General features: G+C 56.4%; 23 protein-coding genes, 2 tRNA genes and 3 rRNA genes. 19 read left to right on the forward strand and 9 right to left on the reverse strand.

All coding sequences use genetic code 11. The annotated features are described in order from the left end of the window. The first annotated feature begins 49 nt into the window (after nucleotides 1–49). Both AC5S3R_RS12040 and AC5S3R_RS12045 read left to right on the forward strand, forming a co-directional pair. Nucleotides 50–442, forward strand: coding sequence for a hypothetical protein (locus AC5S3R_RS12040; RefSeq protein ID WP_494267285.1), 393 nt, complete (start codon nucleotides 50–52; stop codon nucleotides 440–442). Beyond that, nucleotides 443–1,330 carry an LOG family protein gene (locus AC5S3R_RS12045; protein WP_494267286.1) on the forward strand — a complete coding sequence of 296 codons (888 nt, stop codon included), beginning with the start codon at nucleotides 443–445 and terminating at the stop codon, nucleotides 1,328–1,330. 66 nt (nucleotides 1,331–1,396) lie between these two features. Here the strand turns inward: AC5S3R_RS12045 and rpsT are convergent, their stop codons facing one another. After that, the gene (gene rpsT, locus AC5S3R_RS12050) at nucleotides 1,397–1,672 is read right to left on the reverse strand and encodes a 30S ribosomal protein S20 (RefSeq protein WP_494267287.1); all 276 of its coding nucleotides are present in this window, start codon (nucleotides 1,670–1,672) and stop codon (nucleotides 1,397–1,399) included. Between the two features lie 221 nt (nucleotides 1,673–1,893). Between rpsT and AC5S3R_RS12055 the strand changes: the two genes are divergently transcribed. Further along, nucleotides 1,894–2,469 (forward strand): cupin, encoded by a 576-nt coding sequence (locus tag AC5S3R_RS12055; RefSeq protein WP_494267288.1) that lies wholly within the window; start codon nucleotides 1,894–1,896, stop codon nucleotides 2,467–2,469. Between the two features lie 45 nt (nucleotides 2,470–2,514). On the opposite strand, the gene AC5S3R_RS12060 is transcribed toward AC5S3R_RS12055, so the two are convergent. Next, a complete protein-coding gene (locus AC5S3R_RS12060; RefSeq protein WP_494267289.1) occupies nucleotides 2,515–2,853 on the reverse strand; it encodes a hypothetical protein in 339 nt (112 codons plus the stop codon). Between AC5S3R_RS12060 and AC5S3R_RS12065 the strand changes: the two genes are divergently transcribed. The 4 genes from AC5S3R_RS12065 (at nucleotide 2,853) to era (ending at nucleotide 6,851) form a co-directional block, all read left to right on the forward strand. Further along, nucleotides 2,853–3,881, forward strand: coding sequence for a PhoH family protein (locus tag AC5S3R_RS12065; protein WP_494267290.1), 1,029 nt, complete (start codon nucleotides 2,853–2,855; stop codon nucleotides 3,879–3,881). The genes AC5S3R_RS12060 and AC5S3R_RS12065 overlap by 1 nt on opposite strands. A 111-nt stretch (nucleotides 3,882–3,992) precedes the next feature. Next, the gene (ybeY, locus tag AC5S3R_RS12070) at nucleotides 3,993–4,427 is read left to right on the forward strand and encodes an rRNA maturation RNase YbeY (protein WP_494267291.1); all 435 of its coding nucleotides are present in this window, start codon (nucleotides 3,993–3,995) and stop codon (nucleotides 4,425–4,427) included. After that, nucleotides 4,424–5,743, forward strand: coding sequence for a hemolysin family protein (locus AC5S3R_RS12075; RefSeq protein WP_494267292.1), 1,320 nt, complete (start codon nucleotides 4,424–4,426; stop codon nucleotides 5,741–5,743). The genes ybeY and AC5S3R_RS12075 overlap by 4 nt, the downstream gene beginning before the upstream one ends. 40 nt (nucleotides 5,744–5,783) lie before the next feature. Continuing rightward, nucleotides 5,784–6,851 (forward strand): GTPase Era, encoded by a 1,068-nt coding sequence (gene era / locus AC5S3R_RS12080; RefSeq protein WP_494267293.1) that lies wholly within the window; start codon nucleotides 5,784–5,786, stop codon nucleotides 6,849–6,851. A gap of 21 nt (nucleotides 6,852–6,872) precedes the next feature. Here era and AC5S3R_RS12085 read toward each other — a convergent pair whose 3' ends face one another. The 5 genes from AC5S3R_RS12085 to AC5S3R_RS12105 form a co-directional block, all read right to left on the reverse strand. Then, nucleotides 6,873–7,634, reverse strand: coding sequence for a secretin N-terminal domain-containing protein (locus AC5S3R_RS12085; protein ID WP_494267294.1), 762 nt, complete (start codon nucleotides 7,632–7,634; stop codon nucleotides 6,873–6,875). Nucleotides 7,635–7,767: 133 nt separating this feature from the next. Next, nucleotides 7,768–8,808 carry a GGDEF domain-containing protein gene (locus AC5S3R_RS12090; RefSeq protein WP_494267295.1) on the reverse strand — a complete coding sequence of 347 codons (1,041 nt, stop codon included), beginning with the start codon at nucleotides 8,806–8,808 and terminating at the stop codon, nucleotides 7,768–7,770. A 131-nt stretch (nucleotides 8,809–8,939) separates the two neighbouring features. Next, complete coding sequence (moaA, locus tag AC5S3R_RS12095; RefSeq protein ID WP_494267296.1) at nucleotides 8,940–9,986, reverse strand: GTP 3',8-cyclase MoaA; 1,047 nt, start codon at nucleotides 9,984–9,986, stop codon at nucleotides 8,940–8,942. Between the two features lie 75 nt (nucleotides 9,987–10,061). Further along, on the reverse strand, nucleotides 10,062–10,340 hold the full coding sequence (locus AC5S3R_RS12100; RefSeq protein ID WP_494267297.1) for a hypothetical protein: 279 nt from the start codon (nucleotides 10,338–10,340) through the stop codon (nucleotides 10,062–10,064). Nucleotides 10,341–10,433: 93 nt separating this feature from the next. Further along, nucleotides 10,434–10,712 carry a hypothetical protein gene (locus AC5S3R_RS12105; protein WP_494267298.1) on the reverse strand — a complete coding sequence of 93 codons (279 nt, stop codon included), beginning with the start codon at nucleotides 10,710–10,712 and terminating at the stop codon, nucleotides 10,434–10,436. 106 nt (nucleotides 10,713–10,818) lie between these two features. Between AC5S3R_RS12105 and AC5S3R_RS12110 the strand changes: the two genes are divergently transcribed. Continuing rightward, nucleotides 10,819–10,989 carry a hypothetical protein gene (locus tag AC5S3R_RS12110; protein ID WP_494267299.1) on the forward strand — a complete coding sequence of 57 codons (171 nt, stop codon included), beginning with the start codon at nucleotides 10,819–10,821 and terminating at the stop codon, nucleotides 10,987–10,989. Between the two features lie 3 nt (nucleotides 10,990–10,992). After that, nucleotides 10,993–11,385: a VOC family protein gene (locus AC5S3R_RS12115; RefSeq protein ID WP_494267300.1), complete on the forward strand. Its 393-nt coding sequence runs from the start codon at nucleotides 10,993–10,995 to the stop codon at nucleotides 11,383–11,385. Here AC5S3R_RS12115 and AC5S3R_RS12120 read toward each other — a convergent pair. Then, nucleotides 11,382–12,053 carry an ankyrin repeat domain-containing protein gene (locus AC5S3R_RS12120; protein ID WP_494267301.1) on the reverse strand — a complete coding sequence of 224 codons (672 nt, stop codon included), beginning with the start codon at nucleotides 12,051–12,053 and terminating at the stop codon, nucleotides 11,382–11,384. The genes AC5S3R_RS12115 and AC5S3R_RS12120 overlap by 4 nt on opposite strands. A gap of 26 nt (nucleotides 12,054–12,079) precedes the next feature. Continuing rightward, on the reverse strand, nucleotides 12,080–12,823 hold the full coding sequence (locus AC5S3R_RS12125) for an RNA methyltransferase (protein WP_494267302.1): 744 nt from the start codon (nucleotides 12,821–12,823) through the stop codon (nucleotides 12,080–12,082). Nucleotides 12,824–12,873: 50 nt separating this feature from the next. On the opposite strand from AC5S3R_RS12125, the gene AC5S3R_RS12130 reads away from it, so the two are divergent. The 10 genes from AC5S3R_RS12130 to AC5S3R_RS12175 all read left to right on the forward strand — a co-directional run bounded on the left by AC5S3R_RS12130 (nucleotide 12,874) and on the right by AC5S3R_RS12175 (nucleotide 23,531). Continuing rightward, the gene (locus AC5S3R_RS12130; protein WP_494267303.1) at nucleotides 12,874–13,491 is read left to right on the forward strand and encodes a methylthioribulose 1-phosphate dehydratase; all 618 of its coding nucleotides are present in this window, start codon (nucleotides 12,874–12,876) and stop codon (nucleotides 13,489–13,491) included. Nucleotides 13,492–13,507: 16 nt separating this feature from the next. After that, nucleotides 13,508–14,089: a 1,2-dihydroxy-3-keto-5-methylthiopentene dioxygenase gene (locus AC5S3R_RS12135; RefSeq protein ID WP_494267304.1), complete on the forward strand. Its 582-nt coding sequence runs from the start codon at nucleotides 13,508–13,510 to the stop codon at nucleotides 14,087–14,089. Continuing rightward, nucleotides 14,086–14,838, forward strand: a complete 753-nt coding sequence (gene mtnC / locus AC5S3R_RS12140; RefSeq protein WP_494267305.1) for an acireductone synthase — start codon at nucleotides 14,086–14,088, stop codon at nucleotides 14,836–14,838. The genes AC5S3R_RS12135 and mtnC overlap by 4 nt, the downstream gene beginning before the upstream one ends. A 48-nt stretch (nucleotides 14,839–14,886) precedes the next feature. Next, on the forward strand, nucleotides 14,887–15,579 hold the full coding sequence (locus AC5S3R_RS12145) for a MarC family protein (protein ID WP_494267306.1): 693 nt from the start codon (nucleotides 14,887–14,889) through the stop codon (nucleotides 15,577–15,579). A gap of 1,081 nt (nucleotides 15,580–16,660) precedes the next feature. Further along, nucleotides 16,661–18,160, forward strand: a 16S ribosomal RNA gene (locus AC5S3R_RS12150). Nucleotides 18,161–18,442: 282 nt separating this feature from the next. Further along, nucleotides 18,443–18,519: transfer RNA gene (locus AC5S3R_RS12155), tRNA-Ile, on the forward strand. A 26-nt stretch (nucleotides 18,520–18,545) separates the two neighbouring features. Further along, a tRNA-Ala gene (locus tag AC5S3R_RS12160) sits at nucleotides 18,546–18,621 on the forward strand. 456 nt (nucleotides 18,622–19,077) lie between these two features. Continuing rightward, a 23S ribosomal RNA gene (locus AC5S3R_RS12165) occupies nucleotides 19,078–21,992 on the forward strand. Nucleotides 21,993–22,228: 236 nt separating this feature from the next. Continuing rightward, nucleotides 22,229–22,344: ribosomal RNA gene (gene rrf / locus AC5S3R_RS12170) — 5S ribosomal RNA — on the forward strand. The 16S, 23S and 5S rRNA genes sit together here with 2 tRNA genes alongside, the layout of an rRNA operon. Before the next feature lie 626 nt (nucleotides 22,345–22,970). Next, a complete protein-coding gene (locus AC5S3R_RS12175) occupies nucleotides 22,971–23,531 on the forward strand; it encodes a hypothetical protein (protein ID WP_494267307.1) in 561 nt (186 codons plus the stop codon). Nucleotides 23,532–23,605 lie beyond the last annotated feature (74 nt).

Here is a 23,605-nt window from a genome sequence, read left to right on the forward strand (position 1 = left end):
GATACGGCGTTTGCTTTGTTGGACGAGGCAGATAGGCCGTTGTTTACGCATGCCTCAACAGCCGGAAGTAACGACGATAGGGCCGGATACCGGAGTAGCTCCCATTGTGGAGACAATTTCGGCACCCCCGATGACGGCGAAGCCGGCGACAGGCGCGGCTAAAGGGGATGCTTCAGGCTCAGGACATGGGCAGCAGCGGATTCCGCGCTGGCTGGAGCGCAGCGAGCTTTTTCTGCGTGTGCTGATTCGGATGTACATCGGGATTGCGGTCTGCTGCGCGCCGTGGACGCCCTTTTTCTGGGATCACAACCCACTTTTTGCGCAGTTTCCTACGCTGTCTATTTATGCGGCGAATGGGGCTGTGCGCGGAATCATCTCCGGGCTGGGACTGCTGAATTTGTGGATTGCGTTTCGAGATGCCGTTCGGCATCGGGATGAATAAATGACGGAAAAGCAGGGTACAGGAAAGGCCGCTGATGCGGCTTCGGTAGAGGCTACGCCGCCAAGGCTGGAATCGGCGCCGCTGGCATATGAGAATCCCAACTTTCTGCATGGGCCGGATGGGCGGCTGATGCGCATCCTGGCGGAGTACCAGGAGCCGCTGGCGCGCTTTCGGCATGAGCGGATTCAGGACACGGTGGTTTTCTTCGGCTCGGCGCGGTTTGGGTCCGGCGGCAAGATTGACAGGTATTACGAGGATGCTCGGAAGCTGGCTTATCTGCTGACGGATTGGGCGAAGGGAATTCCTTCCAAGCGGCACCGCTTTGTGGTCACCTCCGGCGGTGGGCCGGGAATTATGGAAGCCGCTAATCGCGGGGCGTATGAGGCGGGCGGCAAGACGATTGGGCTGAATATCAAGCTGCCGTTTGAGCAGTATCCGAACCCCTACATCACGCCGGAGCTGAACTTCGAGTTTCACTACTTCTTTATGCGCAAGCTTTGGTTTGCGTACCTGGCGAAGGCGCTGGTGGTTTTTCCGGGTGGCTTTGGGACCATGGATGAGATGTTCGAGATTCTGACGCTGGCGCAGACGCATAAGCTGGCCAAGGAGCTTACGGTTGTCATTTATGGCTCGGAGTATTGGAAGAAGGTTCTGAATATCCAGGCTTTTGTGGATGAGGGTGCGATTTCTCCCAACGATGTGAACCTGTTTCAGTATGCCGATACGCCGGAAGATGCTTTTGCGATGCTCAGGAAGGGGCTGGAAGAGCTGCATCTGAAGCCGGAGGCCGCATCAGGCAAAGTGCCGGATTTGCCGGTGCCGGAGTTGGGCAAGGGCATGACGGTGGAAGATTTGCTGGGGCCGGATGTGGCGAAGACACGGAATTAACGGAACTGAGGTAAATAAAAACAGCCGGGCAAGCCCGGCTGTTTTTATTTTGGAAGCGAAAAGTGCTTACGCCTTGGCGAGAACCAGGGCCTTGAGGCGCGCGTTGAGGCGGCTCTTGTAGCGCGAAACGGTGTTGTCGTGGAAGATGCCCTTCTGGACGCTCTTGTCGAGAACCGAGACGGTCTCGCGGTACTGCGCCTGTGCTGCGGGCACATCGCCCTTGGCCAGAGCTTCGCGGAGGGTGCGCAGGCTGGTGCGCACGCGGCTGCGGTTGGCGCGGTTCACGGCGGTCTTCTTCTCGGTCTGACGGGCGCGCTTGAGCGACGAAACGTGATTTGCCATTACCTAAATCCTTGAAAAATCGCCTCGGCTAAGTGCCGCAGGTCGAAAGAGATGATGCGGAATGAGAATGCAGGTCGGAATGCTGACTTGTCCGCACCTCTCGCAATTACTTAGTCTAGGGGAAATTGGGGTTTTGGTCAATCTGTTTCTGACCTGCGCAAGCTGGATCTGGCCCGGATAGTGATGAGGATGGGGCTAACCTGAAGTATCGGGAGGGCGGCATGAATCGGCGCGAGTTTGGGGCGTTGCTGGCGATGACGGGAGTGGGCGTGAAGGCGAATGCGCTGGCGGGAACGGCGGAACCCGAGACGCTGCAGTTGAAGCGTAATGGATGGATGCCGAATAACGAGCAGTTTCCGGTGCTGGTGTATCGCGGAGCTTTTCAGCCGAGCGGGGATATGGCTTCGGCAATGGAGTCGGTCTTTGAGCGGAACGGCTGGCCGCCGCAGTGGCGCAATGGCGTTTATAACTTTCACCACTACCACTCGACGGCGCATGAGGTGTTGGGATTCGCGGGCGGCTGGGGCAGAATCATGCTCGGCGGTGAAGGCGGGCATGAGGTGACGGTGCGGGCTGGGGATGTGGCTGTGCTGCCGACGGGGACGGGGCATTGCCGCATCGAGGTGAGCGGGGATTTTCTGGTGATAGGCGCGTATCCGCTGGGGGAGACCTGGGACATCTGCCGGGAGGCTCCCGATGCAGCCGCGATTGAACGTATGAAGCGGGTGGCTTTTCCGGCGTCGGACCCGGTGCATGGAGCGGCGGGGCCGCTGGTGCGGTGGTGGCGGAAGGCTTGAGACGGACGTAGGCAAGGCGATCGAAAGTTGCCGGTATCTTTCGAGTCACTTTTTCATCAAAAAAATGTGCAGGGGTGGATTGACGGATTTCTCCGCCGGCGCTACTCTCAGCGCAGATACCGATTGGTCACCTATACCAAATCGCGGTTTAGCAAGGCGGCCCGCCAGAGGACAGGCAAAGGGCAACCCGGCGCTAACCGTTTCCGTACGCTCTCCCACTTTGGATTGCACGCTGTTTGCTGCGCTGCTGTGAAAATCGGCAGTGGCGGCGCTGTTGCCCTTGTGTTCTCTCCTGATCTTGCCGATAGCTTCTGCAAGGAAGCTGCGGCGTCGTGCGGCATTCGCCGCGCATCGACCCACCACCCTGGAGGCTATCGAAACCATTGAAACTCGCCCTGGAGATCACGCCGAACCTTGAGCCCCTGTTTGGGACTCGCGATGAAAACCTGAGACTGATGGAAGACAAGCTTGGTGTGCGGATTGATTTGCGGTCCGACGCCGTCCACGTGCAGGGACCAGAGGAAAGCGTGAACCGGGTTCGCGGGATTTTTGCGGACTTCGAGGCTCTGCGCAAGCAAGGGATTCATCCCCATAACGGCGAACTGAACGGGATGCTTCGCATGGTGGTTGCCGACCCGGCGACGACATTGAAGTCGCTAGCGGACAGCGGCAAGCAGCGGTCAACAGGCGTGAAGCGCATGGTGCAGCCGCGCTCCATCAATCAACGGAAGTATGTCGAGGCGATTGAGGCCAACGACATGACTTTCGGCGTAGGCCCGGCGGGTACGGGCAAGACGTATCTTGCCGTGGCGATGGCCGTGGCGGCGATGAACGCGAAGAAGGTCAGCCGGATTATTCTTGTGCGCCCGGCTGTGGAAGCGGGCGAGAAGCTTGGTTTCCTGCCCGGCAGCTTGCAGGAAAAGGTGGACCCGTATCTCCGTCCTCTTTATGACGCGCTCTACGACTTGCTGGAGCCGGAGCGCGTGGACAAGATGCTTGAGAAGAACGTGATTGAAGTTGCGCCGCTGGCCTTTATGCGTGGACGCACGCTCAATGACGCCTTCATCATCATGGACGAGGCGCAGAACACCACGACCGAGCAGATGAAGATGTTCCTGACGCGTCTTGGCAACAACTCGAAGGCCGTCATTACGGGCGACATCACGCAGATTGACTTGCCGAATCCGCGCAAGAGTGGCCTGGTGGATGCGATCAACGTTCTTGATGGCGTGGAGGGCATTGCCTTCTGCCACTTTGAAGCCGGGGACGTTGTTCGCCATGCGCTGGTGCAACGCATCGTCCACGCTTATGACGCGGTGAAGTCGCAGCAGCAGGAACTTCCGCTTTCGATTGGCGAAGCCATTGATGTGGATGGCCGTCCGATGCCGGTTGCAGCGCCCAAGCCGCAGTAATTTTGCGGTTTGCGTAGAATAGGAAGTGAGCCGGGCGGTTTGTACGCCGCCCGGACCACGATGATCCTTTTTGACACAGACCAAAGTTCGGACTCTCTACCAGACAGGCAGTTGCCTCGTAAGGAACGCGTTCCCTCCGCGCGCACGTTGTCGCGTTTTCTTCGCGAAGCGCAGGGGGCGGTGAAGCTGCGCGGCCAGGTGACGGTGCTGCTTACTTCTGATGAAGCAATCAAGCAGTTGAACAAGCAGTTCCGCAAGAAGAACAAGGCAACGGATGTACTGTCTTTTCCGGCGCACGAGATGGCTGCGGGAGTTGCGGGTGACCTGGCTATCAGCACGGAAACTGCGCTCAAGCAGGCGCGCGAGCAGGGCCACACGCTTTCTACGGAGATTAAGGTTTTGATACTGCACGGTCTGCTGCACCTGGCGGGGTACGATCACGAAATCGACAACGGTGAAATGGCGCGCAAGGAACGTCTGCTGCGCGGAAGGCTGGGATTGCCGCAAGGGTTGATTGAGCGCGTGAGTAAGGGAGCGCGGGCATGAGTAACCTTGCGATTGTTGCCGTGGTGATTCTTGCGCTTGCGTTCATGCTGGCTTCGTACATCGTGCGTATCTATGCCGAGTACGGCAAGATTCTGACGCGCGAAGTGGAAGAAAATCTTGACGCATGGGAAGAGACAGCCGAGCCGCAGCTTGGTCTTACGCGTGACCATGCGGCGCTGTGTGCTGCGGTGGCGCAGCATCTTTCGCTTGGCGTGATTGCGCTTATCTTTGGCGCGGTGCTCTTTGACCGCGGACCGCATGCGGGTCGTCCCACGGCGCTTGAGATTGTGCAGGCGGTGCTGGGCATTGTTCTTGTAGCGGTCTTCTTCGGGCAGATTCTTCCGTGGCTGCTGTTTGAGCGCACGCGTGGCAAGTGGGTGCGCACGGCCATCTGGCCGATTCGCCTGCTGCTGTGGGTTACCACTCCGATTACGGTGCTGGTTCGCTTCTTCTACTCCGTGGCAGCACTTGCGGAAGAGCCTGTCAATCCAGAAGAGGAAGCGGCGGGAGATGTGGAGGCGCTGCTGGAAGCGGGCGAGGAAGAAGGCATCCTCGAAGAGACGGACCGCGATTTGCTGCGCTCTGCTGTTGAGTTTGGCGACAAGCTGGTGCGTGAAGTGATGACGCCGCGGCCGCAGGTTTTTGCGGTGCAGGCGTCACTTACGCTGGAGCAGTTTCTGGTGATGCTCAGGGAGCACAACTTCTCTCGCGTGCCGGTTTACTCCGGCTCTCTCGACAACATTACCGGCATTGCTTTTGCGCATGACCTTTTGCAGATTGCCGATGAAGAGGCGCATACGCGCACGGTGGAAAGCATCCAGAAGGCCGCGGCCTTTGTGCCGGAGACCAAGCGCGGTTATGAGTTGTTGCGTGAGATGCAGCGCGAAAAGCAGCACATGCGCGTTGTTATCGATGAGTACGGCGGCGTTGCTGGGCTTGTGACGATTGAGGATTTACTGGAGCAGATTGTCGGAGAGATTCGCGATGAGCATGACGACGAAACTCCGGTCGAGGAGCCGCAGCGCGAGCCTGGTGGTGCGTGGGTTGTTCCCGGCAGCATGCCTGCAAGCGGGCTTGGGGATTTGTTTGGCGCATCGGTGGAGTTGAATGGCCACTATGAGGCCACGACTGTCGCCGGTCTGGTCAGCGAGATTGAAGGACGCATTCCGCTGCCCGGTGAGGTGGTGCTTGTTGAACCCGGCGGAATGAAGCTGGAGGTGGTTTCCTCTACCGATCGTCGCGTGGAGCGCGTGCGCGTGTATCCTCCGGCGTCAGAAACTGGCAATGCGGAAGCTGGCAGTCGCGAATCAGAGTAGTTGACTTCTGGGATAATGAATTTCGGAGCATAAGAACGATTTGAAATCTGGATTTGTAGCAATTCTGGGCCGGCCCAATGCCGGCAAAAGCACGCTGCTGAATGCGCTGACCGGCGAAAAAGTAGCCATCGTTACGGCCAAGCCGCAGACCACGCGCAACCGCATTGCGGGCGTGGTGGAAGTGGCTGCGCGCAAGAAGGTGCATCCCGCTGCGCAGATTGTTTTTGTCGATACGCCGGGCGTGCATAAGCCCGGCTCGCACCTTGACCGGCGCATGCTGCAGGAAGTTCACGAGGCTCTGGAGACGCGTGATCTTGTTCTCGTGCTGATGGATGTAAGCCGTCGAGTGGGACTCGATGAGGGAACAGAAGACGGCGCAGAGGGACAAGCGAAAAAAGACAAGGGGAACAATGTCTGGGCTAGCGAAGACGAGTTCCTGTTCTCGCTGGTGCGCAAGCTGGATTGCCCGGTTTTTCTTGTGCTCACCAAGATTGATTTAGTTGCGAAGGACAAGCTGCTGCCGCTGATTGATTCGCTGCGCACGCAGCATGAGTTTGCGGAAGTGATTCCGATTAGCTCGCGCAAAAAAGACGGGCTTGATGTGCTGGTGCGGAAGATTATCGATGTGCTGCCGAGCGGCGAACGCTACTTCCCGAAGGATCAGTTTACGGATCAGCCGATTCGCTTTATGGCTGCGGAGCTGATTCGCGAGCGCATTCTTGTGGAGACGGGCGAAGAGGTTCCTTATGCCGCTGCGGTTGTGATTGAGCGGTGGGAGGACCCTGCGCCTGTTGCGCCGTCGAAGAAGAAAGGCGCGACGGTTAAGCTGCCGCTTACGCGTATTGCCGCAGCCATCTACTGCGAGCGCGATGGGCAGAAGGCCATCCTCATCGGCAAAGGCGGAGCCAAGCTGAAGGCTATTGGCACGGGTGCGCGCAAGCAGATTGAATCTCTGCTTGGCACGCGGGTTTTTCTGGAGCTGCATGTTATTGTTGAGCCCGGCTGGCGCGAGTCCAAGAACTTTGTCGAACAGCTTGACTGGCGTAATCAGCTTGAGCAGATTGCCGCAAAGCAAGCTGCTGAAGATACGGATGAGGAAGACGAGTAGCGCGTGTTTACTACACGCGCTCTACTGGACTCGTTCAACCAGCACTTCCACGTCCTGATGACGCGTTGAGTTGGGAATATCAATGGAGCCAAGCGTTGCAGGTTTTCCCGGCGTGATGGTTGCCGTGCTTTGCAAAGCTATCTGGCGAATCACCGGGTCTTGAATTCCTACCGTTGATTTTTCATCGGCGATGGCGGACTCTTCTACCTTGGTGCGCAGGCTTGAGCCATCGAGCTTTGCGTTGATATTCAGGCCGATATCCACGTATTGAAACTGTATGTCCGGCGTGGAGTGGTCGGAGTTCGATATGCCGGTCTGAATCGGTACGCGGCGGCCTTCCTTGAACTCGGCTTGTTCGCCTGCCGAAGCCAGCAGCGTGTAGTGCTGCGCGTCGGTGCGCTTGCCGTCTTCCACCTGCGTGATGGTGTAGGTGAGCTTGTAGAGCGCGATGGGCTTGTCCAGCTCCGCAACTATTTTGTGCGCCTGTTCTATTTCCTCGGCAGTTCCATGCACGATAACAGCGCTTTGAGATGAGGCGAGATAGACCTTCACTCGAACGCCGAGACTGTTGCGCAGTGCAGTCGCCAGGTCACTGGCTGCGCCGTTCTGCGCGGTGTGCGCCAGGTGGATGACTTCGGTAGATTCCTGCCGCTGTTCGCTGGCACTGTTGGGAGTTTGTGCGTTTGTGCTTAGTGAGAGTGTGAGAGCTAAGCCTGCCGCGAGCCCTGTCGCAAGTGCAGAGAAGCGCGTCGCGGACACACGTCCGCCTGATTGTGAGTTCATGATTCGCCTCGCAAAAATGTGCTGAGAGATAGAGAGAGGCTGCGCTGTTTGCGCGCGTTCGACGCAGTCACCTTCACTGCGAATGACGCATGGGCACGACGAGCGCTCGAAAAAATGTATTAGACGGGAAAAATTATGTGCCGCGTACAGCGCCGCGTCCGCCGGTTTTTACTTCATACATGCGGGCGTCGGCTGCGGCGATGACGGAGTGAATTGTTGTTCCGTCCGCAGGCGCGGAGCACACGCCAACGCTGGCGCTTACGCGCAGTTGAAGGCCGTTCGACATGGTGAAGATGGTATCGGTGAGAGCCTTGTGCAGCGTATTCATCTGCGCCAGGGCGGCGGACGCGCTGGTCTTCGGCATCAGAATGGCGAATTCGTCACCGCCGTAGCGGAAGCACAGGTCGCTGGAGCGGCTGAGTTGGCGGAGCCGTTTGCCGGTGCGTGCTAACAGCTCGCTGCCGATGAGATGGCCATGGTGGTCATTGACGAGCTTGAAGTGGTCGAGGTCAAGGAAGGCTACGCTCATGGGTAGAGCCGTGCGCGTACAGGCGTCGAGCTCGCGGCCCAGCGCTTCGTAGAGGTAGCGCACGTTATAGAGGCCGGTGGTGTCGTCGGTAATTGTGAGTTGATGAATGCGCGCGTGGTCATTTGCATTCTCAATGGCAATGGCGGCATGGTCGGCAAGGATATGCAGGAACGCGATGGTGTAATCGTTCATCTGCCCGGCACGCGGATTGAGAACTTCAATCACGCCGAGCGTCCCGGTGCGGCTCTTGAGCGGCAGCGCGATTACGGAGCGCACGCGACGCACATGGTCTTTGCGGCTGAGCTTGCGGTCGGCGGCTTCCAGACGTTCATCGTCAGAGGATTCCGGAACGATGAGCGTTTCGCCGTGCTGTGCGACCCATCCGGCGACTCCCTCGCCAACCTTTACGCGCAGGTCGCGGAGTGAGGTTTCTTCTCCGCCGGCGGCAATGGCGTAGTGAAGTTCCTTGCGGTCTTCATCGAGCATGAGCAGCGCCCACAGTTCGGCCTGGATGAGCCGTTCCATGTGGTCAAGAATGGTGCGGAGAATGGTGTTGAGGTCCAGACTTGAGGTAAGCGAGCGCGCAAGACCATGAAAGACCAGTAGGTCGTCAAGCGGTATGCGTTGTTCTATCTCTTGTGCCATCGAAAGCAACCGGGACCAGGGGGAAGTTTGAACCGTGTTCGGAGTCGAAGGAAAACTTATCGTACCAAGATTATCCAGCAAGCTTTTCTGTTTTTTGTTATGGGATGAAATTACCTGTCATTGTACGTAACTCATCCACCAATATGCACCATGGAGCGCGAGGGCTTTAGAAAGCCCGGCTCTCCGATGTGATGCCGTGCTTCTTTCCCTTGAATTGTACGAGTAATGTATGCGGAAAGTTCTGCGTCTGTTGCTCCGGCACGCATGCGGCCATAGAGGTCGTGTTCCATCTGCGAGAAGAGACAGGTGCGGATTTTTCCGTCGGAGGTGAGCCGCACGCGGCTACAGGCTCCGCAAAAGGCGTTGGTTACCGGAGCGATTACGCCGAACTCGCCGATGCCGTCGGTAAAGCCGAAGCGGCGGGCAGTTTCACTGGCCTCATGCCGCGGCAACTCTACTACCGGGAGAACTTTGTGGATGCGCTCGACGATTTCACGCAGGCCGACGACGATTTCCGGTGACCAGAGGCGGTCTTCTTCGAGAGGCATGAACTCGATGAAGCGTACGATGACATCTTCCTGCCGGGCAAAGTGGGCGAAGCCTTCGATCTGGTTGTCGTTGAAGCCGCGCAGCAGAACGCAGTTCACTTTGACCGGGCCGAGCCCGGCGGATTTTGCCGCACGGATGCCGCGCACTACAGCTTCAAAGCTTCCCGGCACGCGGGTAATGCGCTCGAACGTAGGGGCATCCACGGCGTCCATGCTGACGGTAACTCGTGAGAGGCCTGCATCCTTGAGCGGCTGCGCCAGCGATTCGAGCAGGTGGCCGTTCGTGGTCAGCGCAATGTCGAGCGGATCGCCCGCCAGCGTCTTCCAGGAGGCCAGTTCGCTGACCATGTCGCAGAGTCCGCGGCGCAGCAGCGGTTCGCCGCCGGTGAGCCGGACCTTGGTGATGCCGAGATCGACAAAGAGCCGGATGAGCCGCAGGTATTCGCTGATTTTCAGGTCTGCGTACTGTGCGCCCTCATTGCCGGTGCGGCAGTAGACACACTTGTAGTTGCAGCGGTCGGTGATGGAGACGCGGAGATCGTGGATGGTGCGGCCATGACTGTCCCTGAGTGCTCCGGAGAGCAGCGGGGAAGAATCGGAAGCCACGGGAATGGGGAGAACAGCGGCCATGTGTGCTTCTATCAGGCTAAACCTTTTCCGGTTTTCCTGCACACGGTGGCCGCTGGCGATGCGGAAGGGAAGGGATTAATCGATGCGCGGGGTGCCTTTGCGCAGCGTGAGACCGGTAAGACCGAAGACCAGCACGAGCGTCACGGCGACGGCGAAGTAATAGGCCATCGGGTGTGCCCAGCCCGGAGAATAGCTCAGATCCTGCCCGACCCAGAGCAACAGAACGACGGAAATCACGGAGAACTGGCCGGCAATCACCAAAAAGGTGTGCCCTAACTCGCGGCGCTTGTCGAGCGCTTCCACTTCATCCGGGGTCAGGTTCCGCTCTTCAGGGGGCAGCAGGGAATTTGCCATTCGCTTGGGCTCCTAAATTTTTATGCAGCCATTGAACCACAAAGAGGCGGCGGCGCGCTACTGGTTTCACCGCAAATTGCAGTTATGGCGGAATCAGTCCTGCAAAAAGGCCAGCGACTGCAAGGACGTAATCTCAAAGGGCTTACGGCAACGGATGTTCAGGCAGGAGAGCTTGTCATCGCGGCGCACCATGTAGGATTGCGCCTTGGCAAAGCGAGCGCGGTCACGCTCGTCGGCGCGGCCCGGCAACTGGGCGCGCTTGCGGCGGACAATCCAGGTGACTTTGTACTCGGCGGCCTGGCCGCATTTGGGACAGGTGAGGGTGTGGGTGCGCTGCTCGGTCGTCTCGTTGAAAAAATCGCGTTCTTCCATGTCACTGCTCCGATTATGTTTCCAGCGGACTTTTCGTCCGGCAGAATTTATTTCATACTCGACCCTGGGGCTGGGTAAGAGCAAGCGCTTGGAACGAAGGATTGTGATGGCGAAAAAGAAAGTGGAGAAATTTTCAGCGGCCAAGGCTGTGAAGGCGAATGCCCGCGAGCGTGTGGGCCAGCCGAAGCCGGGCCGAGTGGTTGAGGACACGCCGCGCACCGGGCGTAAGGTGAAACATAAGCAGACACTTGAACAGGTAGTTGAGCAAGGGGAGTAAGGAATGGGCAGGGCAACCGGCATTGGCGGGGTGTTTTTGAAGGCGCGCGATCCCAAGGCGCTTGCGGATTGGTACGCGGAAAATCTTGGGATTCCGGTTTCGGAGAGCGGCGGGCTGGTTTTTCGCGTGAATGCGGAGACTGACGACAAGGCGATGACCGTTTTTGCGCACTTTCCGGCGGATACGGAGTACTTCGGCGAGGCCACGCAGCAGGTGATGCTGAATTTTCGTGTGGATGACATTGATGCGGTGCTGAAGCAGGTAGGAAAGTCCGGAGTGCGCGTGGACCTTCGCCGCGAAGAGCATCCTTATGGGCGCTTTGCCTGGTTCTGGGACCCGGAAGAGAACCGCGTCGAGCTTTGGGAGCCGAAAACTCCTGCGGAAGAAAAGGCTTAGTCCGGCTGAATTGAAAGCCAGTCTGCCAGCGATTCATTTCCGCGCTCGCGGGCAAAATCTGCGGGTGTTTTTCCGTGGTCACTGCGGATTTGTGCGTGGGCTCCGGCGTCAATCAATATCTCGGCCAGGTCTTTGCGGTTTGCCGTAGCTGCGGAAAAGATGGGCGTAAATCCGGCGGTCTGCGGTGCGTTCGGATTGGCACCGGCGGTTAGCAGTAGTTTTACGGTATCCGGGTTGCGGCCTAACGCCAGTGCGGCATGCAGCGGCTGGTTGTTCTGTGGGTTTTTCGAGATGGCATCGACTTTTGCGCCGGCCTTTAGTAGCAGATTGACGGCCTCTGGCGTAGAGAAGGCCGCGGCCACGTGAAGCGGCGTCCAGCCGTCGGGCGAATAGCTGTTGACGGCATCCGGTTCGGGACCAAGAATCGCGGCCAGCCGTTCGGTGTCACCAGCGGCGGCGGCCTCAAAAATGTCCAGGTCTGCATGCTGGTGCTTCAACTCGGCCAGTAGAAAATCCCGTACCATCGGTTGGCCGGTGTAGATGGACCATGTCAGCGCGGAGACGCCGTTTGCGTCATGCGCGCGAGCTAGCGAGGGGTCGTTCTGCACCGCGTCGGCTATTTCGGCGGTGGCACCAGTTTGGATGAGTCGGAAAAAGGCCTGGCTCACGGATTTTCCTCCGAATCCACTCTAGCCTATTGAGCGGATTTTTCGGTGAGCCGGTGAAGAATCCGGCGAAAGAGGCCGAAGATGCGGCGCGAATGGAGCGGAGAGATGTGAAGCCGCCGCAGCATTACGCGCAGGTCGTGGCGGTTGTTCTCGTGCATCGATTCCGGAGAGTAATGGGCGGCAATCATCGTCTCTTGAACCAACCCGGCGAGGCGTTCCAGCGTTTCGGTGTTCACAGGTTGCTGCGCGGCGGCGGCTTCCGTGATGCGTGTGCCTCCGCAAGCCAGTTCGTAGAGGCAGACGGCGGCGGCCTGGCCGAGATTCATGGAGGGCTGCCGCGCGTCGGTGGGGATTTCGACTAGCGCATGACAATAGGAAAGGTCGTCGCGGGAGAGGCCGCGTTTTTCTGAGCCGAAGAGGATTGCGATGCGAGCATTCGCGGTTAGCTTTTCCTGAATGACAGGTCCCAGTTCTGGCAAGGAAATCACCGGCTGGTCGGGCTTGCGGTAAGTGAGCGTTCCGGTGCCGAGGACAAAAGTATCCTTCGCGACGGCTTCCGCAAGAGTCGTGGACTCGCTTGCGTTTTGGAGGAGTTCCGGCGCGCCGACAGCCGAGCGGGCATCACGCCAGTGCGGTTCATACGCGGCTACGACAGAAAGATGCTCAAAGCCGAAGTTCGCCATGGCCCGTGCCACTGCGCCAATGTTCAGCGGGTTGCGCGGCGAGACGAGAACGATGTCGAAAAGGTCGCGTTGTTGCGGAGTGAGCAAGAGTTGATTGTAGTTGGCGCCAATCGAAGCTTGCTAGACTCAGGGCAGCGATGGCGAACGAAGCGAATAACGAAAAAGAACGGCTATGCGAAGCGGCCCACTGGTGCGCCGCAAAAGGCTGGGTTCCGGCGACGAGCGGCAACTTCAGCGTGCGTGACGCGGCAGCGGAGCGCATTTTCATCTCCCGCAGCGGCCTCGACAAGGGGCAGATGCAGACGGGCGATTTGCTGGAACTGGACCTTGCCGGAAATGTGCTGAGCGGGGCAGGGAAGCCTTCGGCAGAGACGGCGCTTCATGTTGTTATCTACCGCGACCGCCCTGAAGCCGGCGCGATTCTCCACGTTCACTCGGTTTGGAATACGCTGCTTTCGGCACGCTTTGCCGGTGCGCGCGTGGTGCTGGAAAATTACGAACTGCTGAAGGCGCTCGATGGTGTGGCAACGCACGAGTTCCGCGAAATTATTCCCGTACTTTCCAACTCGCAGGATTACCACCTGCTCTCCCGCGAGCTGGCCGAGGCGCTGAAAGAAAATCCCGGTACGCACGGGGTGCTACTTGGCGGTCACGGACTCTATACTTGGGGTAAGTCCGTAGCCTACGCGCAGCGGCATGTGGAAGCGCTCGAATTTCTTTTTGAAGTAGAAGGGCGCAGAGTTTTCGGGCATTGAAAGATGGAGGTTTGCGATGGCGGTACTTCGCTTTCCTGATACCAACACGGCCTTTGAGGACGAAGCGGCAATTGCGTCCGAGCTTGCCGCTCTCGGCATCGACTACGAGCGCTGGTCTCTCGACCGTGTTCCCGCTGATGCGCAGGCCGAAGAAGTTCTGACCGCCTATGCGGAAGAAATTGCCGCAATGAAGCGTCGCGGCGGCTACGTCACCGCTGATGTTATCGACATCACTCCTGCAACGCCCAACCTTGAAGCCATGCTGGCGCGCTTTGACAAGGAGCATACGCACTCGGAAGATGAGGTCCGATTTGTGCTCTCTGGCCGCGGCATCTTCTTTCTGAATATCGGCGGTAAAGTCGCCTCTGTCGAAGTCGGTCCTGGCGACATGCTTCGCTTGCCCCAGGGCGTAACCCACTGGTTCACGCTCTGCGCCGAGCGCAAAATCCGCGCCATCCGCTGGTTTCAGGACACCTCCGGCTGGGCACCCCATTACACAGACTCCGGCGTGAATGCCGGATATCAACCACTCTGTTTCGGGCCCGTTTACATTGGTGCCCGCGTAGAAACATCTTTTGCAAAGACAATTAGCGCATGAGCCAGCCGAAAGTTTATTTGCTCGATATTGAGGGGACCGTCGCGCCCGTTTCCCTTGTGACGGAAGAACTGTTTCCCTATGCCCGCGCCCACTTTGCCGAGTTCCTGCAAAAAAGCATCGACCACGAAGGCGTAACGCATGCGCTTTTGCTGCTGATGCTTGAAAACCGCAGCGAAACCGATCCCGACGTGCCGCGCCTGGTTCTCAGCGAGCCTTCCGGCATGCGGCAGGAAGGTTCCGGGAATGCACTCTATACGCTTCCGCGAGTCATCGAGTACCTCAACTGGCTTATGGACCGCGACCGCAAATCGATGTCGCTCAAAAGCCTGCAGGGAAAAATATGGAAGTCAGGCTATGAGAGTGGCGAGCTAAAAGGCACGCTCTTCGACGATGTTTCGGAAGCCTTTCGCCGGTGGTCCCATGGCTCGCGCATCGCTATCTATTCGTCAGGTTCGGTTGAGGCGCAGCAGCTTATCTTCCACTACTCCACCTTCGGTGACCTGACTCCGCAGATTTCCAGCTACTTTGACACTACGACCGGCCCGAAACGCGCGGCCACGAGCTACGCATCCATCGCGGCGGCGCTGCAGGTTGCTCCGCAGGAAATTCTCTTCCTTTCGGACGTAGTGGCTGAGCTGGATGCTGCCCGCGAAGCCGGCTGCCAGACGAGGCTCGTCGTGCGTGCCGGAAATGCTCTTGTGGAGGACGCGCACGGCCATAGCTCCATTTCGGATTTCAGCGCCCTTTAGTCCTTTTGATACTGCGATTTTCACGCAAATGCATGTTACGCTTGCAGCGTGTACTTTCAGAATCCAGCCGCGACCGCGCTGAACGAGCTGCGCACCGCGCCGTGGGTGCGCTTTGCCGCTCTCGCCCTCAGCTCCATCTTCTTTCTCGTCGATCCCTTTGCCGCCATTGGCTCTTTTCTTGCCATTACTGAGAGTGCCGACGAGGCCAAGCGCAACCGCATGGCGCGCAAGGCCTGCATTACCTGCTTCATTGTGCTGACCAGTTTTGCGCTTGCCGGGCAGATTATCTTCCGCATCTTCGGCATTACACTGCCGGCCTTTGAGGTGGCGGGCGGGTTGATTCTTCTGCTCATCGGCCTGGACATGCTGGAAGCCAAGCGCTCTCCCACGCAGGAAGCCTCGGGCGATACCGAAGAAGCCAGCCACAAGGAAGATGCGGGTATCGTGCCGCTGGGTATACCCATGCTTGCCGGGCCAGGTGCGATTTCCTCGGTAATGGTGCTTGTTGGTCAGGTGCCGAAATTCTTCGGTTATGAGATGGGCCTCATTCTCGGTTCCATTGCGCTCACTTGCCTGATTAGCTACTGGGTGTTGGCAGCAGCAGGGAGGATTCGCAGTGTGCTAGGGGAAACAGGCATTCGTATTCTCGTACGTATTATGGGCCTGTTGCTGGTGGCTTTGGCCATGCAGTTCTTCGTGAATGGGCTGACCGACCTGGGAATGATTCCCAAACATGAGTGAGAGTTCTCTTAGTTAGAGGCACGCACACCGTTTCTTCTGTACGGAAAACAGTCTCAAAAGCATGGATTTCTACTGCAGAACAAGGCCTTTTGCACCATTCCTAATGCATATTAGGATTTCATGAAGATTCTGAAGTCCAGTGTTTATAGGGGTGCGAGGGCCTTTTCCACGATAATGCCCGGTTTTTCACAGCATAAAAGGTTGCAATGGGGTGAATAGATTGCTATTCTCAACAAGTCGCAACGAGGTGTGAACGCAGCGTAAGGCAAAGCGAACACAGTGAGTTGCAAAAGAGAAAAGCTTATGCTAATCTCGAAAAGTTGCAACAAGATGAAACACGCAAGTGAGCATCGAGGTTGCAAAAGAGAGTAGCCTATGTTACTCTTGGAAAGTTGCAGTGAGCAGTACAGTAGTTGCAGTGGTTCTTCCCGGTGGCTGAAGCGAGATTCGCTGGCCTGCCTGTTAAGGAATGAGGAAGACGGTTCGAAGGGCTAGGGTGAAGTAACTCCCCATATGGCCCCTGTAGGGAATCCCTCAGAGAACAACCCATTGCTCGACCCGAGGATTAAATCCTCGCGCGCCTCTAGCGGCGCGGACGAATGTCAGTCGCTCTTTGATAGATTTTTTGCGCGTAAGCGCGTGAGTTTTTGAGAGGCAAGTTCGCCGCTCAGCTCCTTGGGTTTCGATGCTTCGCACTCGCGATGAGGAACGAACCGCCGGTATAGTGACCGGGCGGCCTCAAGAGTGTAAAGAGGTAAGAAAAACAAAGGGTTGACAAGAAAGCGAAACTTCGATAATCTTAAAAAGTCGCGCAAACGAAACGACGACACGCTGAACGGCGTAAGTTGTTGAAGCGCAACAAGTTCGGGGACAACTTAAACTTCGGTTTAAGCCCGATCCAAAGGGTCTCTCTCAGGAGAATCACTCTTAAGGATCTTTGACAATAAGGTAGAACGTGCCAGTCGTGAGATTCGATCAGGTTTGGCTTGATCATCTCACAAGGTAAGGCATCCAGGGCTTCGGTCCGTGGATGCGGTCGGTAGAATTCGGACCTCCGTCCTGAATCTACTGACAACAGGTTTCAAACGAGAGTTTGATCCTGGCTCAGAATCAACGCTGGCGGCGTGCCTAACACATGCAAGTCGAACGAGAAAGGGACTTCGGTCCTGAGTACAGTGGCGCACGGGTGAGTAACACGTGACTAACCTACCCTTGAGTGGGGGATAACTTCGGGAAACCGAGGCTAATACCGCATAATACCTACGGGTCAAAGGAGCAATTCGCTTAAGGAGGGGGTCGCGGCAGATTAGTTAGTTGGCGGGGTAATGGCCCACCAAGACAGTGATCTGTATCCGGCCTGAGAGGGCGCACGGACACACTGGAACTGAAACACGGTCCAGACTCCTACGGGAGGCAGCAGTGGGGAATTTTGCGCAATGGGGGAAACCCTGACGCAGCAACGCCGCGTGAAGGATGAAGTATTTCGGTACGTAAACTTCTTTCGATCGGGACGATAATGACGGTACCGAGAGAAGAAGCCCCGGCTAACTTCGTGCCAGCAGCCGCGGTAATACGAGGGGGGCGAGCGTTGTTCGGAATTATTGGGCGTAAAGGGTGCGTAGGCGGTTTGGTAAGTCTGATGTGAAATCTATGGGCTCAACTCATAGTCTGCATCGGAAACTGCCGGGCTTGAGTATGGGAGAGGTGAGTGGAATTCCTGGTGTAGCGGTGAAATGCGTAGATATCAGGAGGAACACCTGTGGCGAAAGCGGCTCACTGGACCATAACTGACGCTGATGCACGAAAGCTAGGGGAGCAAACAGGATTAGATACCCTGGTAGTCCTAGCCCTAAACGATGACTGCTTGGTGTGACGGGTACCCAATCCCGCCGTGCCGTAGCTAACGCGTTAAGCAGTCCGCCTGGGGAGTACGGTCGCAAGGCTGAAACTCAAAGGAATTGACGGGGGCCCGCACAAGCGGTGGAGCATGTGGTTTAATTCGACGCAACGCGAAGAACCTTACCTGGGCTCGAAATGTAATGGACCGCGGTAGAAATATCGCTTTCCCGCAAGGGACCGTTATATAGGTGCTGCATGGCTGTCGTCAGCTCGTGTCGTGAGATGTTGGGTTAAGTCCCGCAACGAGCGCAACCCTTACTTCCAGTTGCCATCATTTAGTTGGGCACTCTGGCAGAACCGCCTCGGATAACGGGGAGGAAGGTGGGGATGACGTCAAGTCCTCATGGCCTTTATGTCCAGGGCTACACACGTGCTACAATGGCCGGTACAAACCGTCGCAAACCCGTGAGGGGGAGCTAATCGGAAAAAGCCGTCCTCAGTTCGGATCGTAGTCTGCAACTCGACTACGTGAAGCTGGAATCGCTAGTAATCGCGGATCAGAATGCCGCGGTGAATACGTTCCCGGGCCTTGTACACACCGCCCGTCACATCACGAAAGTGGGTTGCACTAGAAGCCGGTGAGCTAACCGCAAGGAAGCAGCCGTCCAAGGTGTAATTCATGATTGGGGTGAAGTCGTAACAAGGTAGCCGTAGGAGAACCTGCGGCTGGATCACCTCCTTTCTAAAAGAGAAACGGTGGCACAACTACTCCTTCCGCGATAGCGGAACGCTGTGAAGCGTAGAGTAGCGGTGCTATCCAACTGTTCTGCTGTAACCTGCAGCGTGAACAGAATTCAGATTAAGCCTTCTTTTTGGCTGATACGATTCGCACGATCGTCATGAACGGCGTAGCTGTTCAGCATGTTCTACCTTGTCCTCGAAACCCTTTAGCACGGAATGAGAGTAACAAGAGCCGCCGCGCTTGCAATTTGTAAGATGTAGGCGGCATGGGGCGGCCAACTTTGGGCCTGTAGCTCAGTTGGTTAGAGCGCACCCCTGATAAGGGTGAGGTCGGTAGTTCGAATCTACCCAGGCCCACCATACTCGGCTGTAAGCGCCAACAACATGGGGCTGTAGCTCAGTTGGGAGAGCACCTGCTTTGCAAGCAGGGGGTCATCGGTTCGATCCCGATCAGCTCCACCAAGCTCATTCTTGAGTGCTTCCAGATTGGCATCAGTTTTGCTGGTATCAATCTGGAAGCATGCTGACGAGCCGGAATGGTCTTTATCTGGTTCATGGTAGGCAGGTTTCAAGCGCCTGAGGGCGCGCCTTCTGCAGCGTAAGCGCGAAGGTCTGATGTTTGAAAACGAAATTGATTGGGTAATACGATTGAAAGTCTGTTTGTTCGCCGCGAGGCGCAAGCGACAGGCTGTAAGTTCAAGCGTATAACATACAAGGCCGAGCAACTGTTCTAGCCACGCTCGTAATGTGGCGAAATCAGATTGCTCAACTAAGAAGTGTCTTTAGATATTGGTTGTAATCGCAAGTTGATTACAGCAAATCTTTGTAGTGATCAGCAATTCGATCACACAGGCGAATAACTAGGAGTTAGCTTATGATGGCCCGCAGCGATGCGGCCCTGCATGGAGTTAATTCTATGGTCAAGCTACTAAGGGCGCACGGTGGATGCCTTGGCAGAGACAGGCGATGAAGGACGTGGCAAGCTGCGATAAGCTTCGGTAAGCCGCACACAGGCGTTATAACCGGAGATTTCCGAATGGGGCAACCCTCCTAGGCAAACCCTAGGAACTACCTGCTGAATACATAGGCAGGATAGAGCGAACTCAGGGAAGTGAACCATCTCAGTACCTGAAGGAAAAGAAAGAAACCTCGATTCCGAGAGTAGTGGCGAGCGAAATCGGAACAGCCCAAACCCGTAGCATTTCGGTGCTTCGGGGGTTGTAGGGCCGGCAACAGTAGAGTTACCAATCTTGGTGTTAGTCGAATCTTCTGGAAAGGAGATCCATAGAGCGTGACAGGCGCGTAGACGAAAACACTCAAGACTCGAAGCCGGTACCTGAGTAAGGCGGGGCACGTGAAACCCTGCTTGAATCTACGGAGACCATTCCGTAAGGCTAAATACTAGTCTCTGACCGATAGTGAACCAGTACCGTGAGGGAAAGGCGAAAAGAACCCCGTCGAGGGGAGTGCAAAGTACCTGAAACCGTGTGCCTACAAGCAGTGGGAGGACTATGCCCGTAAGGGAATGTCTGACCGCGTGCCTATTGCATAATGAGCCGGCTAGTTATTCTTGTCAGCAAGGTTAAGCGTAAGCGAGCCGAAGCGAAAGCGAGTCTTAATAGGGCGTTAAGTTGGCAGGAATAGACGCGAAGCGGGATGATCTACCCATGGCCAGGTTGAAGGTGGGGTAACACCCACTGGAGGACCGAACCGGTGTTTGTTGAAAAAAGCTCGGATGAGCTGTGGGTAGGGGTGAAAGGCTAATCAAATTCCGTGATAGCTCGTTCTCTCCGAAATAGCTTTAGGGCTAGCCTCGGACGAATTGCACTGGTGGTAGAGATATGGATGGACTAGGGGGCTTTCCGGCTTACTGAATCCAACCAAACTGCGAATGCCAGTGACAACATATCCGGGAGTCAGACTGTGGGGGCTAAGCCTCATAGTCGAGAGGGAAACAGCCCAGATCGCCTGCTAAGGTCCCAAAGTTACAGTTAAGTGGGAAAGGAAGTCGGAACGCTCAGACAGCCAGGAGGTTGGCTTAGAAGCAGCCATCCTTTAAAGAAAGCGTAATAGCTCACTGGTCAAGCGGTCCGGTGCCGACAATACAACGGGGCTAAAACTGTACACCGAAGCAGCGGATGCACACTTTGTGTGCGTGGTAGGAGAGCATTCTCAACAGCGTCGAAGTCAGACTGAGAAGACTGATGGAGCGTTGCGAAGAGACCCTGCCGGCATAAGTAGCGATAAGGGAGGTGAGAACCCTCCCCGCCGAAAGTCTAAGGTTTCCTGAGGAAGGTTAATCCGCTCAGGGTTAGGCGGTCCCTAAGGCGAGGCCGAGAGGCGTAGTCGATGGACAGACGGTTAATATTCCGTCCCTCCCAATGTTCGTTATTACGATGGGGTGACGCAGAAGGATAAGCATGACGCACTATGACTATTGCGTTTGGCTTGTGTAAGCCGGAGAAGGCAGGCAAATCCACTTTCTCTTAACGGTGAGACAAGTCACAGTCCCAGTGGGGCTAGGATGCTGAGTTCACGCTGCCGAGAAAAACCTCTAAGGAGAACAAAGGGAACCGTACCCCAAACCGACACAGGTAGACGAGGAGAATATCCAAAGGCGCTCGAGTGAAAGCTCGTTAAGGAACTCGGCAAATTGGCTCCGTAACTTCGGGAGAAGGAGCGCCCACCTCTGGTGGGCCGCAGTGAAGCGCGTACGGCGACTGTTTAACAAAAACACAGGTCTCTGCTAAGTCGAAAACGACGTATAGGGGCTGACGCCTGCCCGGTGCCGGAAGGTTAAAAGGAGAGGTTAGCGCAAGCGAAGCTTTGAATTGAAGCCCCGGTGAACGGCGGCCGTAACTATAACGGTCCTAAGGTAGCGAAATTCCTTGTCGGGTAAGTTCCGACCTGCACGAATGGCGTAACGATCGTACGACTGTCTTAACGAGTTGCTCGGCGAACTTGTAGTACCGGTGAAGATGCCGGTTACCCGCAGCTAGACGGAAAGACCCCGTGCACCTTTACTACACCTTAACTATGAGTTATGGCATTCATTGCTCAGAATAGATGGGAGGCTTTGAGACCGGATTTTCGGATTCGGTGGAGCCGCCGGTGAGATACCATTCTATGTGTGCTGTGATTCTAACCTCCACCCGTGATCCGGGTGAGGGACATAGTTAGGCGGGTAGTTTGACTGGGGCGGTCGCCTCCTAAATTGTAACGGAGGCGCGCGAAGCTACTCTCAGGCTGTTTGGAAATCAGCCGTCGAGTGCAAAGGCATAAGAGTGGTTAACTGCGAGACCTACAAGTCGAGCAGATGCGAAAGCAGGCCTTAGTGATCCGGTGGTTCTGTATGGAAGGGCCATCGCTCAACGGATAAAAGGTACGCCGGGGATAACAGGCTGATCGGAGCCAAGCGTTCACAGCGACGCTCCGGTTTGGCACCTCGATGTCGGCTCATCGCATCCTGGAGGTGTAGAAGCTTCCAAGGGTTAGGCTGTTCGCCTATTAAAGCGGTACGTGAGCTGGGTTCAGAACGTCGCGAGACAGTTCGGTCCCTATCTGCTGTGGGCGTAGGAAATTTGAGGAGGGCTGTCCTTAGTACGAGAGGACCGGGATGGACGAACCTCTTGTGTTCCAGTTGTTCTGTCAAGAGCACGGCTGGGTAGCGAAGTTCGGTTGTGATAACCGCTGAATGCATATAAGCGGGAAGCACGCTCCAAGATGAGATTTCCCTGAAGGGCCCAGGAAGACCACCTGGTTGATAGGTTGGAGGTGGAAGCGCAGTAATGTGTGTAGCTTACCAATACTAATCGCCCGTTCGGCTTTACCATAGAATTAACTCCGCGCAGTTAGGTCATTCGCGTGAGCCACTTCTAAGTAAGCCTTGTACGTTGCACAAAGAAATTCCCAATCAATTTCGATTTCACTAGCTCGATTACGAGCAAGTTTGAATGTAGCGCTGGTTTGCAGTACGCGTTCCTGCTGCGAGTTCCGGGAGAAACAATCCGGAATAAAGCAGATGTCGCATAAGGCTGTGGGCAACCACCCGCCAGGCGCTATCAAGTTTGCCGGTGACCATACCGCGAGGGATCACCCGTTCCCATCCCGAACACGGAAGTTAAGCCTCGTTGGGCCGATGGTACTGCACGGGTAACTGTGTGGGAGATTAGGTGATCGCCGGCAATTAAATTGAACAAAAAGCCAAGTCTTCGGACTTGGCTTTTTGTGTTTGTGGTGTGAGTGTTATATGAGTGCTACTACAGTTCTAGTTTGCGCAGAAGTATGGAGCTGGCATGGAGGCCTCGACTGCACATGGGACGCTGCCTTGGTGAGATAAGGGAGAATTTGTGGTGTTCTGTCCTGACAGAGTTCTCGGCTTCATATGCTTTACTGTGAATACATGAGATCGGCCCACACAACACTGTTCCATCGCATTGCGTGGGTGCTGTGTGCAGCGCTGGCATTTCTGGCAGTTCAATCCCGGCATTGCAATCCCTGCGACGGTCCATCTTCGCTTGCCATCCCAACCTCTTCCTCGCATTCGCTTGCCCATCGCGAGCCGCTTACCGCGCCGGATACCTGTAATGGCGTCTGTGCGTGCTGTGCATTCCTGGGACTTCCCAACGCGCTCACTTCTGCCGTCCGAATGAAGAGGAGCGTGGCCGAAACGCAGCCGGAACATTCTTCTCCTGCACTGGGAGCGCGTTCTCCCATCTTTCAGCCTCCCCGTACGCTTCTCTCCGCGTAGTTCGCCGCGCCTGCATAGGCGCGGATTCGAGAACATAACTCGTTTTGGAGAGAGTGGATCGATGTATTTCCGCATATTCATGCCCGCAGCGGCATGCCTGTTTCTATTCCTGTCACTGTCCGCGCATGGGCAGCCAACGCCAACCAGCATTCCTATCCGGCAGACCAATCATGAGCCTCAGGAAGACAAAGAGCCAGCCGCAATTCTGGAGCTGGGGGCTTCCACGAATTGGGATTTCCGCGGCGGAGCAGCCACCTTTGCGCCGAACCTGGCCGCGGAGGTTACGCCCATTGAAGGTATCCTGGAGCTAGAGGCTGGAACCTCTCGTTTCCAGTCGCATGGCACAGGGGAATGGGACACGGATCTGCTTTTCAAAAAGCCGTGGACCTTCTCGCAAAAAGCCGAGTTCATGCTGGGCGTTAGCCCCGAGTGGGTTCACACCAATCAAAAAGGAAAAGTAGAGAATTCCATCAGCGGAGAGCTGGCCGGAGACTTCATGTTCTGGCCAAGCGGCAAGCATCGCTTCGGCTGGTATCTTGAGCCGGCTTATGATTACAGCTTTGCCGGTGGCCACCAACAGTCGATAGGCATGAGCGCCGGCCTGCTGATTGGGATTCGCTAGTCGCGTGCATCGCTTTTATCTTGGTAAAGACTCTCCTTGACAGTCTAGGAAAGGCTTCGGTATCTTCTTTCCTA

This window comes from Occallatibacter sp. FHG110214_02, assembly GCF_059115385.1.